At 41.1% G+C, this 13,666-nt stretch carries 16 protein-coding genes and 2 pseudogenes; 3 read left to right on the top strand and 15 right to left on the bottom strand.

What is annotated here, in order from left to right; all coding sequences use genetic code 11:
* Window positions 1-116 precede the first annotated feature (116 nt).
* The 12 genes and pseudogenes from HT723_RS07980 to hprK all read right to left on the bottom strand — a co-directional run bounded on the left by HT723_RS07980 (window position 117) and on the right by hprK (window position 8,926).
* Complete coding sequence (locus HT723_RS07980) at window positions 117-1,421, bottom strand: RsmF rRNA methyltransferase first C-terminal domain-containing protein (RefSeq protein WP_172934996.1); 1,305 nt, start codon at window positions 1,419-1,421, stop codon at window positions 117-119.
* Window positions 1,422-2,195: an inositol monophosphatase family protein gene (locus HT723_RS07975; RefSeq protein ID WP_172934995.1), complete on the bottom strand. Its 774-nt coding sequence runs from the start codon at window positions 2,193-2,195 to the stop codon at window positions 1,422-1,424.
* Window positions 2,185-2,463 (bottom strand): UPF0223 family protein, encoded by a 279-nt coding sequence (locus HT723_RS07970; RefSeq protein ID WP_001041974.1) that lies wholly within the window; start codon window positions 2,461-2,463, stop codon window positions 2,185-2,187. The genes HT723_RS07975 and HT723_RS07970 overlap by 11 nt, the downstream gene beginning before the upstream one ends.
* Window positions 2,463-2,864 (bottom strand): Spx/MgsR family RNA polymerase-binding regulatory protein, encoded by a 402-nt coding sequence (locus tag HT723_RS07965; protein WP_000631259.1) that lies wholly within the window; start codon window positions 2,862-2,864, stop codon window positions 2,463-2,465. Before HT723_RS07965 ends, HT723_RS07970 begins: the two co-directional genes overlap by 1 nt.
* A 209-nt stretch (window positions 2,865-3,073) precedes the next feature.
* Complete coding sequence (locus tag HT723_RS07960; RefSeq protein ID WP_172934994.1) at window positions 3,074-3,691, bottom strand: TIGR01906 family membrane protein; 618 nt, start codon at window positions 3,689-3,691, stop codon at window positions 3,074-3,076.
* Window positions 3,681-4,454, bottom strand: coding sequence for a TIGR01457 family HAD-type hydrolase (locus HT723_RS07955; RefSeq protein ID WP_000875448.1), 774 nt, complete (start codon window positions 4,452-4,454; stop codon window positions 3,681-3,683). The genes HT723_RS07960 and HT723_RS07955 overlap by 11 nt, the downstream gene beginning before the upstream one ends.
* Window positions 4,455-4,464: 10 nt before the next feature.
* Window positions 4,465-5,202 carry an acyl-[acyl-carrier-protein] thioesterase gene (locus tag HT723_RS07950; protein WP_172934993.1) on the bottom strand — a complete coding sequence of 246 codons (738 nt, stop codon included), beginning with the start codon at window positions 5,200-5,202 and terminating at the stop codon, window positions 4,465-4,467.
* Window positions 5,203-5,206: 4 nt separating this feature from the next.
* Window positions 5,207-6,337, bottom strand: a complete 1,131-nt coding sequence (hemW, locus tag HT723_RS07945) for a radical SAM family heme chaperone HemW (RefSeq protein ID WP_172934992.1) — start codon at window positions 6,335-6,337, stop codon at window positions 5,207-5,209.
* 83 nt (window positions 6,338-6,420) lie between these two features.
* Complete coding sequence (locus HT723_RS07940; RefSeq protein ID WP_000517372.1) at window positions 6,421-6,810, bottom strand: YtxH domain-containing protein; 390 nt, start codon at window positions 6,808-6,810, stop codon at window positions 6,421-6,423.
* Window positions 6,783-7,209, bottom strand: a pseudogene (locus HT723_RS07935) (DUF948 domain-containing protein). Before HT723_RS07935 ends, HT723_RS07940 begins: the two are co-directional and overlap by 28 nt.
* On the bottom strand, window positions 7,210-7,998 hold the full coding sequence (gene lgt / locus HT723_RS07930; protein WP_000886663.1) for a prolipoprotein diacylglyceryl transferase: 789 nt from the start codon (window positions 7,996-7,998) through the stop codon (window positions 7,210-7,212). It lies immediately after the preceding pseudogene.
* Entirely contained in the window at window positions 7,991-8,926 is a 936-nt protein-coding gene (hprK, locus tag HT723_RS07925) for an HPr(Ser) kinase/phosphatase (protein ID WP_000115143.1), read from the bottom strand. Before hprK ends, lgt begins: the two co-directional genes overlap by 8 nt.
* A gap of 96 nt (window positions 8,927-9,022) precedes the next feature.
* Between hprK and HT723_RS07920 the strand changes: the two genes are divergently transcribed.
* Window positions 9,023-9,169: a hypothetical protein gene (locus HT723_RS07920; RefSeq protein WP_172934991.1), complete on the top strand. Its 147-nt coding sequence runs from the start codon at window positions 9,023-9,025 to the stop codon at window positions 9,167-9,169.
* Between the two features lie 39 nt (window positions 9,170-9,208).
* On the opposite strand, the gene rpsU is transcribed toward HT723_RS07920, so the two are convergent.
* On the bottom strand, window positions 9,209-9,385 hold the full coding sequence (gene rpsU, locus HT723_RS07915; RefSeq protein WP_000048054.1) for a 30S ribosomal protein S21: 177 nt from the start codon (window positions 9,383-9,385) through the stop codon (window positions 9,209-9,211).
* Window positions 9,386-9,523: 138 nt separating this feature from the next.
* Entirely contained in the window at window positions 9,524-10,231 is a 708-nt protein-coding gene (locus HT723_RS07910) for a glucosamine-6-phosphate deaminase (protein WP_000864588.1), read from the bottom strand.
* Window positions 10,232-10,381: 150 nt separating this feature from the next.
* Here HT723_RS07910 and queA point away from each other — a divergent pair, with 150 nt between their 5' ends.
* Window positions 10,382-11,410, top strand: coding sequence for a tRNA preQ1(34) S-adenosylmethionine ribosyltransferase-isomerase QueA (gene queA, locus HT723_RS07905; RefSeq protein WP_001090168.1), 1,029 nt, complete (start codon window positions 10,382-10,384; stop codon window positions 11,408-11,410).
* Window positions 11,411-11,889: 479 nt separating this feature from the next.
* A pseudogene (locus tag HT723_RS07900) lies at window positions 11,890-13,216 on the top strand (transposase).
* 260 nt (window positions 13,217-13,476) lie between these two features.
* Here the strand turns inward: HT723_RS07900 and HT723_RS07895 are convergent.
* On the bottom strand, window positions 13,477-13,666 hold a 190-nt coding region (locus HT723_RS07895), incomplete at its 5' end, for an N-acetylmuramoyl-L-alanine amidase family protein (protein ID WP_172934990.1).

The following is a 13,666-nucleotide window of genomic DNA, read 5'->3' as shown; positions in this document are numbered from 1 at the left end:
TGATTTTCATTGAGTAGTAAAACTACATGTGATGGCAATCAAGATATCAAGAATCATCCTACTAAAAAAATCCATACTTTCACTATAACATAGAATAAGATATTTGACTAGCATTTTCACTTGAATCTGAGGCCTTTTGGAAAATAATTTTTCAAAACATTTCCAGTAACCTTTGCAAAGCCCAAGCCATTGCCTTTAACCAAAACTTGGTACCAACCATTTGGCAGACTTTCTGCCAGCTGAACAGTTTCTCCAGCCACATATTTGACAAACGCTTCTTGGCCAATTTCAACCGACTGTTCGACCTGACTCGGTTTCAAGGCTAGACCAAGAGCGAAACTGGGCTCAAAGCGTTTCTTCTTAAAAGTGCCCAGATGCAGTCCATTGCGAGCAATCTTGAGCTTCCCTAAATCTGGCAAAAGTTCTGGTAAGAGATAGAGTTGGTTCCCAAAAGTCTGCAAGATTCCCGGTAGATTGACCTTCAAATGGTTTTGGGCAAATTCTTGCCACAAGGCAACTTGTTCTCGACCAAGATTGCTCTTACTTGCCTTACATTTAGGAGTTGGATTGTTACCCTTAAACTGTAGATGGGCTACAAACTGACCCTCTCCCTTAAACTGATGAGGGTACATCCGAGCCGTTTCTGGCAGGTCAATACCAGCTACCATTCCATTGATATGCTCTACTGGCAACAAGTCAAAATCATACTCCTCCAGTAGCCAATTGACAATCTCTTCGTTTTCCTCGGGAGCCCAGGTACAGGTTGAATAAACCAAGCGACCACCTTCAGCTAGCATGGTTACTGCATCCGCTAGAATTTCTCTTTGCAAACTTGCACATTGACTCGGATAATCTAAGCTCCAATAGTCCATAGCATCTGGTTGCTTACGGAACATCCCTTCCCCTGAGCAAGGGGCATCAAGGACAATAAGGTCAAAATAGCCTTTAAAGACCTTGGCCAAGCGGTCAGCAGATTCATTGGTCACCACAACATTTGTCGCTCCAAAGCGCTCCATGTTTTCTACTAAAATCTTAGCCCGTTTGCTTGAAATTTCATTGGAGACGAGAAGGCCCTCTTCAGCTAGATAGGCTGCCAGTTGAGTTGATTTACCACCCGGTGCAGCAGCCAAGTCCAAGACCTTCATACCAGGACTGGGTTGGGCTATTTGAGCCACCATTTGAGCAGCAGGTTCTTGCGAATAAACTAAACCTGTAGCATGCTCAGGCGATTTCCCTGAAACCTTCCCATAATGTCCCCAAGGAGTTTGAGGAATGGCATCAGGAAAGGAAACTGGCGCTTCTTTTAAAGGATTGACCCGAAAAGCCGAAACCGCTTCCTCCTCAAAAGAGGCAAGAAAATCTCTTGCCTCATCTCCTAGTATCTCTTCATATTTTTCAACAAATCCTTCTGGAAATTGCATTTAAGTTCTTTTCCTTTCGTAAATATAGGACTGAATTTCCTCCTGCATCTCAAGAGGTAGCATCATGACCGGTTGTCTGGTTTGAAAATCAAGAGGTTGACCAGATAGGGTCACAACCCGATAGCCCAGACTTTCCCCTAAAATACTAGCTGCAGCATAATCCCATGGTTGCAGATAGGTGACATAGGTCAACAAACGCCCTGACAAAATCTTGGCAAAACTAATGGCCGCACTCCCATAAACACGAACACCAAGTACTGCTCGACTCAAATCAGCCAAGCCCCATTCATTGGTTTCCAGCATGCCACTATTTCCCGCAATAAGAAAATCTCCAAGTGGTTTGGCTTTAAAGGGAGCTAGGGGCTTATTATTTCGACAGACTGGAAAGACCCCACCACCATGATAACAATCTCCTTTGACCACATCATAAATCAGACCAAACTGTCCCTGACCATTTTCAAAATAAGCCATCATAACAGCAAAATCTTCCTGCTGGGCGACAAAATTATTGGTACCATCAATGGGATCAATGATCCAAACCTTGCCCTCTTGAACCGAAGCTCGCAGACACCCTTCTTCAGCACAAATCTTATCCTCAGGATAACGGGATAGAATTTCACCAACCAAGAGTTCCTGAACTTCCTTGTCCAGTCTGGTTACCAAATCTGTTGGAGAGGACTTGGTTTCAACACACAAATCTTCCTGCATATGGTCAAGGATGTACTGACCCGCTTTCTTAATTAGCTCTTTAGCAAATTCAAATTTACTTTCCAAGAGAAATCTTTCCTTCCCCTTTTTCTTTGGCAGCCTGAACTGCTCGGTAAAGTGAATAGCCACTAACCGTTTCAAATTCTCGTCCCAAACGTTTCTCTTCGCTCTTGCTTGGCACGACCGCTTTGAATCCCTTATAGGAGTCCAGTAACTTTTTAGCCTCTACTTTGCCTTCATAGGCAGCTTCAACATCATTAAAAAAAGAAAGCACTGAAGCAAGTTCTTCAGTGCTCCACGACAAATCTAGTGGGTAACTATACTGTTTGTTCATTAACTAATACCAGCTCTCATTCTTGCTTCTTTTAGTTCTTGCTTACGGTAACTACGAGGGAGAAAAGCACGAATCTCATCTTCATTAAAACCGATTTGCATACGCTTGGCATCAATAATAATTGGACGACGCAAAAGACTAGGATACTGCTCAATCAAATGAAGCAATTCCGATACCGAAATACTCTCTACATCAATATTCAATTTTTGAAAAATTTTTGAACGAGTTGAAATGATGTCATCAGTACCATTTTCGGTCAAGGAAAGGATGTGTTGCAATTCTTTTCTTGTTAAAGGACTGGTCATAATATTGTGTTCCACAAAGGGAACCTTATGTTTTTCTAACCAGGCCTTAGCCTTACGACATGATGTACAGCTCGGTGATAGAAATAGTGTAATCATGCTTTTCTCTTCTTATCTATACTTTGCTACTTCTATTATACAAAAAAATAAAGCGCTTGACTAGGGATTTTTAGAAAAAAAGCCTATTTTTTCAAGAAAAATAGGCTGTTTGCGAACGATTGATACAATTGGATTTGGTTAATTCACTCTTAACGATGGTTTTAAACGATATATATTTTTATACATGCAAATTAAAAACATCTTTCCTTTCACTTCCTACGACTTTTCAGACACAGATAGCCAAAGAAGCTTTCATAGAGGGCAAAAAAGAGGAGGAAGGCATGAAGAAAGAAGGTCTCTGACAAAATCATAATAACAGGATCCTTGGCTGGATCAAAAAGCCAGGTATCATCTCCCACAAAGAGAATTTGATGGAAAAGAGTAAAGAATTGGTCAAAACCCATCAAAACTCCCCCAAGTCCAATCATCACAGGTAAGACTACTAGAGCCAGGAGACTTTTTCGATAAAGAGACAAAAAGTCCTTTTTCACAATCCTATTGACAAAGACATAGAAACTTGGCAGTGTCACTAGAGCTACTAGCTGAACCAAATGAAAGAGATTCTTGACCACTGCGAAATGGTGCAGACCAGCTGCTGACGAACGAAAATCTGGCATCTCTAGGACCTGACTAAATGGATTGGTCAGATAATTCATCAAAATATGAAAATTGTATTGAATGATTTCTGGTTTTAGATAGACTCGATTCGTTAAGTTTAGCCACTGAATTTCCAGCGGATAAAAAATCCAAGCCAGATAAATGGTCATAAGGATTGAGAGGGAGAGGAGAAAGAGCATAGAGGCCCAAAAGGTCAGTTTAGTTTTCATCAAAATCCCACTCCGCAAGGCTAGAAACCACATGTGTCGGTGCAATTGGCAGGTCTGCTACTTCTTCTTCCTTAGTAAAACCAGTCGTTACTAGGAGCGTTGGAATGCCATTGTCAATCCCTGCTCGAATATCAGTTAAATAGTTATCTCCAACCATGATCAACTCTTCACGTTCCAAACCTAAGTGCTCAACCGCCTTGTCCATAATGATGGCATTGGGTTTTCCGATATAAACCGGCTTCACTCGTGTTGCTACTTCAAGCAGGGTAATCAGTGAACCAGCACCAGGCAAAAGACCACGCTCTGTCGGGATATTGAGGTCAGGATTGGTTCCGATAAAATGAGCTCCCTTTTGGATAGCTAGAGTTGCTGTGGCAAATTTTTCATAGTCGACTTGCCAGTCCAGACCTACTACCACATAGGCAGGATTTTCCTTGTCTTCCACATAGCCAGCCGCCTTGATGGCTTCCTTGAGCCCTGATTCTCCGATAACATAGACAGTCTTTTCCAGTCCCAAGTCATTCATATAGTCGATAGTTGCCAAAGTCGCTGTGTAGACAGTCGATAGAGGAGTATCGATATTAAAATTCTGAGCCAACATTTCTTGAACACTCTCAGGAGTACGGGTTGTATTGTTGGTCACAAAGAGATAGGGGATGTCTCGCTTTTGCAATTCATGGACAAAAGCCTCTCCTGCTGGGATTCGGTCTTTCCCCTTATAAATGGTTCCGTCTAAATCAATTAAATAGCCTTTATATTTCATCTATTTCTCCCTAAGCCTTTTTTATTTCTTGCCAAGTAATAATAGCCTGTGCATTGGTAGCCCCGTCGCTTGTAATTTCATGCTTGCTTTCCAGTCCAGTCCGTTCAACAGACGATATGATTACCCCACCTGGTCGAACTTCCTTGACATACTTGAGGTTGATTTTCTTGGGAATATAGTGGGTCAAAAAATCCGCTCCCATGACCTCAAAAATCCAGTCCAAGTATTTACTGTTATTGACATGACCATTCATATCCAAGTCGTAAAAACGAACATGGTAATCCTTGCTGATCGGCTTTTCCAAGGACTCATACTTCGGTCCACGGATAAGTTTTTTATCAAAATCAGACTGGTAAGGAGCCACAATCTCAGGTTCAACAGCATGGACTTTTCGACTGTCGCGGTCCATGAGAACAAAAGTCGCCATCATGTGGATGAGTTCCTGACCTGCTTCATCATAAATGGTAAAGCGACGGTAGCAAAAGAGCCGATTGTAGCTCAAAGCTTCCGTTTCGATGGTGATTTCTTCCGCAAAACGAGGCAAACGAACCACCTCAATATCGTATTCTGTGATAATCCAGACCAGATTATGATCTTCTAAAATGGCCTTATCACTAACTCCCAGTTCAATCGACTGCATCCCTGAAACTTGTAGGGACAGCAAAATCACATCTGGAAGTTTGATATGACCGTTCATGTCAGCCATATCAAAAGGAATTTTCATGTTCATTTGATAAGTTAAGCCCATCATCCTACTCCAAAATAAATCGTTCTGCTACGGTGTCTCCTAAGAAGAGACCTCTTTTTGTCATGCGAACTCGGTCACCCTCTATTTGCATGAGACCCTGTTGAACCAAGTCTCTGACAATTTCTCCATAAAGTCCATCAAAAGACTGTCCAAATTTTTCCTCAAATCGCGCCATGGAAACCCCGGATTTCTTGCGGAGTCCCAAGAACATTTCTTCTTCCATTTGCTCCTTTTGACTCAGGTGATCTTCTGTAATACAAGCATTGCCTTCCTCAACCGCACTGAGATAATGACGAATGGGACCATGATTTTTATAACGTACTCCATTGACATAACCAGATGCCCCTGCACCAATACCATAGTATTCAGCATTGTCCCAGTACATGAGATTATGACGACTTTCAAAGCCGGGTTTGGAGAAATTAGAAATCTCATAATGCTCAAAACCCGCTCGCTCCAGCTCTGCAATGATGTACTCAAACATCTCCGCTTCTAGTTCCTCCTTAGGCAGAGGCAATTTCCCACGTCGCATCCGGTTCATAAAGACCGTATGGTTTTCTAAAATCAAACTATACAAACTCATGTGGGGAATATCCAGTCCAATGGCTTTAGCCACATTTTCCTTTACTTGCTCCATGGTCTGACCAGGCAGAGCATAAATCAAATCAATGGAGATGTTGTCAAAACCAGCCAGTTTCAGACGATCGATATTTTCATAAATATCCTTCTCCAAATGACTGCGCCCAATCTTTTTCAACATCTTATCATCAAAGGTCTGGACACCTAGCGAAACACGATTGACAGCCGAATTTTTCAAAACAGCTATCTTATCCGCATCCAAATCGCCTGGATTGGCTTCAATGGTCAACTCTTCCAAGACAGACAAGTCCAAGTTTTTAGTCAAGCCATTCAGTAACACCTCCAGTTGCGGAGCCGACAGGGCTGTCGGTGTTCCACCACCGATATAAAGGGTTGACAACTTTTCAATATCATAAGAACGAAACTCTTCCAGCAGATGCTCTAAATAGCTGTCGACTGGCTGATTTTTGATGAAGACCTTTGAAAAATCACAATAATAACAAATCTGGGTACAAAATGGGATGTGCACATAGGCTGACGTTGGTTTTTTCTGCATAGTAATTATTATACCACAAAGACTAGATTCCAGATAAAAATCACCATCCCCAGATACATAGTCCGTCCGGAGATGGTGATGGTTTATTCTTCTGTTATATCAATCACAATCTCTTCTGAGTCATCAAGAGCTTCGGCTTTTTCTTGCCATTGCTCCTTGAGATTATTTAATTGATTTTTTGATGCTTCTGTCGCTTGAAAAGCATAGGATTTAGCTTGAGCAAGTATACTGTCCACAGTGATTTCACCTGACTCAACCTGTTCTTTTGTTTTCAGAACAAAATCTGTAGCCTGCTCCTTAACTTCTGTCAGTTTTTCACAGACTTGCTCCTTGGCATACTCCGGATCTTCTCTCAAATCATCTAGAAAATCTTGAGCCTGACTGCAAACTTGTTTGCCCTTATCACTTGTTAAAAACAAGGCAAGAGCTGCACCTGAAACGGTTCCTAAAAGGATTGAGGATAATTTACCCATAAGGATTCTCCTTTTTTATTTTTTGAAAAATTTACTTGCAAGACGAAGAGCTGACAGACTTGCACCAGTCTTGAGTGTTTTTGAACCAGCTGATGAAGCTTTCTTGCTCAAGACACGCGCATGGTCATTGAGGTCTGAAACAGATAGAGATAAATCTGCAACAGCACTGAAGAGTGGATCAATCGTAGCCACCTTGACATTGATATCATCTGCCAAGACATTGACCTTAGCCAACAACTCATTGGTGTGATGCAAGGTCACATCCACATCTGAAGTCAAGGTTTTAATCGTCTTTTCTGTTTCATCGATGACACGACCAAGCTTTTGTACAGTAATGATCAGATAGACCAAAAAGACAATCAAAGCTAGGGCAACAAGAATATATGCAACTTCTAACATTTAGTTTTCCTCCTCTGTAATATAGTAAGGGGCCTTCTTTCGATTTTGATAAATAACGATCATTATACCGAGACCGATAAGGACAACTGACAGCCATTGGGACACTCGAAGACCGAAGAACATGAGACTATCTGTTCGCATACCTTCGATGACCATACGACCGAAACCATACCAAATCAAGTAAAAGGCCGTGATATGACCTCGTCTGAGACTCTTCCATTTCCGTCTAAAAATCAGAATCAAGGCAAAGCCAAGCAGATTCCATAGAGACTCATAAAGGAAAGTCGGTTGACGGTAGCTCCCCTCAATATACATCTGGTCACGGATAAAGCCAGGTAGATAATCCAGATTATCCACTGTTGCACCATAAGCTTCTTGGTTAAAGAAATTACCCCAACGCCCCAAACTTTGAGCAATCATAACGCTAGGCGCCGCAATATCTAGAAAATCCCAAGTATTGATGAGTTTACGGTCAGCAAAGATATAGAGCACAAGAGCCCCAGTTATCAAACCACCGTAAATGGCCAAACCACCATTCCAAATGGCAAAAATCTCTCCTAAATTCTGACTATAGTAATCAAATCGGAAAATAACATAGTAGAGACGAGCTCCTAAAATAGCCAAGGGAAAGGCTACTAAGATAAAATCTAAAATATCGTCTGGTATGATCTTCTTTCTAGGTGCTTCTTTCATGGTCAAATAAACCGCAAGAATCAAGCCTGTCACAATACATAAGGCATACCAACGAATGGCTAGGGGTCCTAGTTGAATAGCAATTGGATCAAGCATTTTGCACCTCATTTCGAGCGATGAGACTTGTCAGTCGTTCGTCGAACAAACGGGTCGCATCAAAGCCCATTTCCTTGGCACGATAATTCATGGCAGCTGCCTCAATCACAACAGAGATATTACGACCTGTTTTAACTGGAATACGAATACGAGGAATGGCTACGCCAGAAACTTCAAGTTCCTCTGCATTGTTTCCAAGGCGATCAAAGGTCTTATGCGTATCGTAATTTTCCAAATAGACAGCAAGCTGAACCTGTGAAGAATCCTTGACAGCACTCGCACCGTAGAGACTCATAACATCGATAATACCAACCCCACGAATTTCAATCAAGTGTTTCAAAATTTCAGCTGGTTCACCCCAGAGAGTAATCTCATCCTTGGCAAAGATATCGACACGGTCATCGGCTACCAAACGGTGACCACGTTTGACAAGCTCAAGACCTGTCTCGCTCTTACCAATTCCACTATCTCCCTGAATCAAGACGCCCATCCCATAAATATCCATCAAGACACCGTGCACACTGGTACGTTCTGCCAAACGAGAATCCAGATAGCTAGATAACTCTCCAGATAAACGACTGGTAGCTGCACGGCTGGTTAAAATAGCAATCTTACATTCTCTAGCAGCCTTTAACATCTCCTCTGGAACCACCAAACCACGAGCAACAATGACTGCTGGTGTCTCAGGTAGAAACATTTTTTTCAAAACTTCATAACGGCTGTTGGAAGGCATGCTGATCAGATAAGACCACTCCTTCATCCCCAAAAGTTGAATCCGCTCTGGTGTATAGTAGTCAAAATAGCCTGTCATTTCAAGACCAGGTCGCGTAATATCCGCTGTATTGATTTCCTTTTCAAGCAACTCTGGTTCACCATAGACAATGTCTAGTCTAAGCTTTTCAATCACTTCTTTTACTAAAACCGACATCATTTCCTCCTTCAAATGAGTTCTTCTCTCTATTATATCAAATTGTAGGAGGAAGTTTCAGATTTTTGCAGGCTTTGGAGTATTTATTTATACTCAATGAAAAGTTTTGAGGTTGTAGATGGAACTGACGAAGTCAGCTCAAAGCACTGCTTTGAGGTTGTAGATGAAACTGACGAAGTCAGTAACCATATCTACGGCAAGGCGACGTTGACGTGGTTTGAAGAGATTTTCGAAGAGTATTAAAAGAAAAAGGACTAGATTTCTCCAGCCTTTCATTTCAAATTAGAATTTTTTACGTTTACGAGCTGCTTCTGATTTACGTTTACGTTTTACAGAAGGTTTTTCATAGAATTCACGTTTGCGTGTTTCTTGAAGAGTACCAGCTTTAGTAACCGCACGTTTGAAACGACGAAGTGCGTCGTCAAGAGATTCATTCTTACGTACTACTGTTTTAGACATTTTTTTCACTCCCTTCAAGTTCAATATCTATTTTATTCTACACGTAAAAGGAATAATTGTCAAGCAAAAATGCGGTTTAATTTTGATTTTTTCTTACATTTATACAAGAGTTGAAAGCGTTCAATAGAACATTGCTTTTTATTTTTCAAGTAAGCTAAGCGCTTCAGCATCCGCAATAATGGTCACATCAGGGTGATTTTGGAGACTACTTGCAGGTAGATTCTCAGTCACTGGGCCAGACACTGTTCCGGCAATGGCTTCTGCTTTCGACTCACCGTAGGCAAAGAGAAGGATTGACTTGGCATCCAAGATGTTCTTAATCCCCATTGAAATAGCTTGGGTTGGGACGTCTTCAATCTTGTCAAAAAAGCGCGCATTGGCTTCAATAGTAGACTGGTCAAGTTCTACTAGATGCGTTTGACTGTCAAATGGAGTACCAGGCTCATTAAAGCCGATATGCCCATTGCGACCGATTCCCAAGATTTGCAGGTCAACTGGATGGTCAGCCAAAATTTGGTTGTAGCGTTCAACTTCAGCTTCAGCATGATCCTTAACACCACGAGGCAAGAAACTTTCTTTAAATGGTTTTTGGTTGAACAAGTTTTCTTGCATGAAGTGACGGTAAGACTGTGGATTGTCGCCATCAAGGCCTACATACTCATCAAGGTTGACACTGGTTAGATTTGAAAAATCGAGGTCACTTTCAACAATTTCCTTATAAAATTCAAGTGGACTACTTCCTGTCGCAAGCCCTAAGGTTTGAGCGCCATTGGCTAATTTTTCCTTCAAAATCTCAAAAGCAACTTTTCCACCTTCGATTTGGTTTTCAACTTTAATAACTTTCATCTTTTCATCCTCCATTTCTATCTATTTTTATTATATGGTATAGACCAATTTTTGTCAAGTGAAAACGATTTAATTTCTAAAAAAAGAGCGTCTATACTTGAAACATGTTATAATGGATAGGATTAGAACTTAGAAAGAATGAACAGATATATGAATACAGCTGATTTTGACTTCCACTTACCTGAGGAATTGATTGCCCAAACACCCCTTGAAAAACGAGATGCCTCTAAACTCCTCATCGTCAACCGTGAGACAGGAAAAATGCAGGACAAACACTTCCACTCCATTATTGATATGCTGGAACCTGGTGATGCCCTCGTTATGAACGACACCCGCGTTCTCCCTGCCCGCCTCTATGGTCAAAAGGAAGAAACTGGAGGCCATGTGGAACTTCTCCTGCTCAAAAATACTGCTGGAGATGAGTGGGAAGTTCTGGCTAAACCTGCCAAACGCCTCAAGGTCGGTACTCGTATCAGCTTTGGTGATGGTCGCCTCAGCGCTGTCATTACAGAAGAATTGACCCACGGAGGCCGCATTGTCCGCTTCGAATACCACGGAATTTTCCTAGAAGTTTTGGAAAGTCTGGGTGAAATGCCGCTGCCACCTTATATCCACGAAAAACTGGATGACCGTGAACGCTATCAAACAGTTTACGCCAAGGAAAGCGGCTCAGCTGCTGCACCAACTGCTGGACTTCACTTCACCAAAGAACTGCTAGCAGAAATCCAAGCTAAGGGTGTTCATCTAGTCTATCTGACTCTTCATGTCGGACTCGGAACCTTTAGACCCGTTTCTGTGGACAATCTAGACGAACACGAAATGCACTCAGAGTTCTATCAACTTTCTGAGGAAGCAGCTGCAACTCTCCGCTCTGTTAAGGAAAATGGTGGTCGTGTCATCGCTGTCGGAACCACTTCTATCCGCACCTTGGAAACTATTGGTTCCAAGTTTGAGGGGCAAATCCAAGCAGATTCTGGTTGGACCAATATCTTTATCAAACCTGGGTATGAGTGGAAGGTCGTGGATGCCTTCTCAACCAACTTCCACCTGCCAAAATCAACTCTGGTCATGTTGGTTTCTGCCTTTGCAGGCCGTGAATTAGTCTTAGATGCCTACCACCATGCCATCCAAGAACACTACCGCTTCTTCAGTTTTGGTGACGCCATGTTTATTTATTGAGAAAGAATTTCTCTAAATCTTCTAATACCAATAAATCGCTAAGATATTATTTCAAAGAATATCTACAATTGAAACTCTAGCTATCTGTAGAAGACGCCTAGTACATTAAAATTAAAATGTTTCCCCCTAGCTGCGAAAATATTGCCATAGATTGCGTTGACTCTCCAAATCGATTCATCTATATTTTATTTCAGCTTCCTATATTTTCTTCGCTGTTTGTAAATCAAAATACAAGATACATGAGTAGCACCATATTTGTTACTCTTATCTGTCCTCTCAAGAGACTATTATGAGTGGTTTCAGAATCATTCACTACTTTGACCCTGACTCTCCTTAGTCTCAAAATCAAAGACTTATGGCTCTATAATATTTGTAGTAGGTAAATCCCCTATAGATATTATGGAGCCTATTTTGTGTAGAAAAAAGTCCCATATGACCTATAATGAAAAGCGACAAAATAACTCATTAGAAAGAATCATATGGAACAATTACATTTTATCACAAAACTACTCGATATCAAAGACCCTAATATCCAGATTCTAGACATCATCAATAAGGATACACACAAGGAAATCATCGCCAAACTGGACTACGACGCCCCATCTTGCCCTGAGTGCGGAAGTCAAATGAAGAAATATGACTTTCAAAAACCGTCGAAAATTCCTTACCTCGAAACGACTGGTATGCCTACTAGAATTCTCCTTAGAAAGCGTCGATTCAAATGCTATCACTGTTCAAAAATGATGGTCGCTGAAACTTCTATCGTCAAGAAGAATCACCAAATCCCTCGTATCATCAATCAAAAAATTGCTCAAAAGTTAATTGAAAAGATTTCTATGACTGATATTGACCATCAGCTTTCCATCTCAACTTCAACTGTCATTCGAAAGCTCAATGACTTCCACTTTGAGTGTAATTTTAGAAATCTGCCTAAGATTATGTCTTGGGACGTTGAAACAGTCCAGGGAGTGACTGTTTCAATCGGGAGATGGAGATGAGCTTCATTGCGCAAGATTTTAACAATCTCAATATCATCACTGTTCTTGAGGGAAGAACACAAGCTATCATTCGAAATCACTTTCTTCGCTACGATAGAGCTGTCCGATGTCGAGTGAAAATTATTACTATGGATATGTTTAGTCCTTACTATGACTTAGCTAAACAGATTCGCTTTCAAATTTCTAGGCTCAGGCTGAAACAGTCTCCCAGACTGTTTCACTCCCGAATGCTAAAATCGTGTTGGATCGCTTTCACATTGTACAACATCTTAACCGTGCTATGAGTCGTGTGCATGTCCAAATCATGAATCAGTTTCATCGAAAATCCCATGAATACAAGGCTATCAAGCGCTACTGGAAACTCATTCAACAGGATAGTCGTAAACTCAGCGATAAACGTTTTTATCGCCCTACTTTTCGTATGCACTTAACCAATAAAGAGATTCTTGACAAGCTTTTGAGCTATTCAGAAGACTTAAAACACCACTACAATCTCTATCAGCTCTTGCTTTTTCACTTCCAGAATAAGGAACCAGAGACATTTTTCGGACTTATTGAGGACAATCTAAAGCAGGTTCATCCTCTTTTTCAGACTGTCTTTAAAACCTTTCTAAAGGATAAAGAAAAGATTGTCAACGCCCTTCAACTACACTATTCTAACGCCAAACTGGAAGCGACCAATAATCTCATTAAACTTATCAAACGAAATGCCTTTGGATTTCGGAACTTTGAAAACTTCAAAAAACGGATTTTTATCGCTCTGAACATCAAAAAAGAAAGGACGAAATTTGTCCTTTCTCGTGCTTAGCTGACTTCAACCCACTACAGTTGACAAAGAGCCAAAAAAGAAAGGACGAAATGTGTCCTTTCTCGAGATTAGCTGACTTCAACCCACTACAGTTGACAAAGAGCCTAAACAAAAAGTGAACAAACCTGAATTCTAATGTACAGAAGACTAGGCTTGTTCACTTTTTTATAGTCGCTATAAGATGACCTTATCTATAGCTTTTTATACATAATTATATATTCAGACATACTATTATCAATTGTGTCGCAGGGAGGAATCTGTTAACGCACCCATTCACCATTATCATTGACTCTATAGCCATCTATACTTGTATTGATCGCTAGCTCACCCGATGCATTTACATAATACCATTTACTGCCAACTTGGAACCATTGATTGGCTTTCATAGAACCGTTGCTGTTGAGGTCGTACCATGAACCATTATTTTGTAGCCAACCTGTTGCCATGGAA

Source organism: Streptococcus sp. 2106, assembly GCF_013277315.1.
GTDB classification, from domain to species: Bacteria; Bacillota; Bacilli; order Lactobacillales; family Streptococcaceae; genus Streptococcus; species Streptococcus pseudopneumoniae.
This window is presented reverse-complemented; position numbering and strand designations above follow the sequence as displayed.

Coding starts and splice junctions, on each gene's coding strand:
- HT723_RS07920 (WP_172934991.1), top strand. CDS start 9,023: ATGAAAAGTTTTGAGGTTGTAGATGGAACTGACGAAGTCAGCTCAAAG.
- HT723_RS07960 (WP_172934994.1), bottom strand. CDS start 3,691: ATGAAAACTAAACTGACCTTTTGGGCCTCTATGCTCTTTCTCCTCTCC.
- rpsU (WP_000048054.1), bottom strand. CDS start 9,385: ATGTCTAAAACAGTAGTACGTAAGAATGAATCTCTTGACGACGCACTT.
- lgt (WP_000886663.1), bottom strand. CDS start 7,998: ATGCTTGATCCAATTGCTATTCAACTAGGACCCCTAGCCATTCGTTGG.
- HT723_RS07950 (WP_172934993.1), bottom strand. CDS start 5,202: ATGGGCTTAACTTATCAAATGAACATGAAAATTCCTTTTGATATGGCT.
- queA (WP_001090168.1), top strand. CDS start 10,382: ATGAATACAGCTGATTTTGACTTCCACTTACCTGAGGAATTGATTGCC.
- HT723_RS07970 (WP_001041974.1), bottom strand. CDS start 2,463: ATGAACAAACAGTATAGTTACCCACTAGATTTGTCGTGGAGCACTGAA.
- HT723_RS07980 (WP_172934996.1), bottom strand. CDS start 1,421: ATGCAATTTCCAGAAGGATTTGTTGAAAAATATGAAGAGATACTAGGA.
- HT723_RS07965 (WP_000631259.1), bottom strand. CDS start 2,864: ATGATTACACTATTTCTATCACCGAGCTGTACATCATGTCGTAAGGCT.
- hprK (WP_000115143.1), bottom strand. CDS start 8,926: ATGTCGGTTTTAGTAAAAGAAGTGATTGAAAAGCTTAGACTAGACATT.
- HT723_RS07910 (WP_000864588.1), bottom strand. CDS start 10,231: ATGAAAGTTATTAAAGTTGAAAACCAAATCGAAGGTGGAAAAGTTGCT.
- HT723_RS07940 (WP_000517372.1), bottom strand. CDS start 6,810: ATGGGTAAATTATCCTCAATCCTTTTAGGAACCGTTTCAGGTGCAGCT.
- HT723_RS07955 (WP_000875448.1), bottom strand. CDS start 4,454: ATGAAATATAAAGGCTATTTAATTGATTTAGACGGAACCATTTATAAG.
- hemW (WP_172934992.1), bottom strand. CDS start 6,337: ATGCAGAAAAAACCAACGTCAGCCTATGTGCACATCCCATTTTGTACC.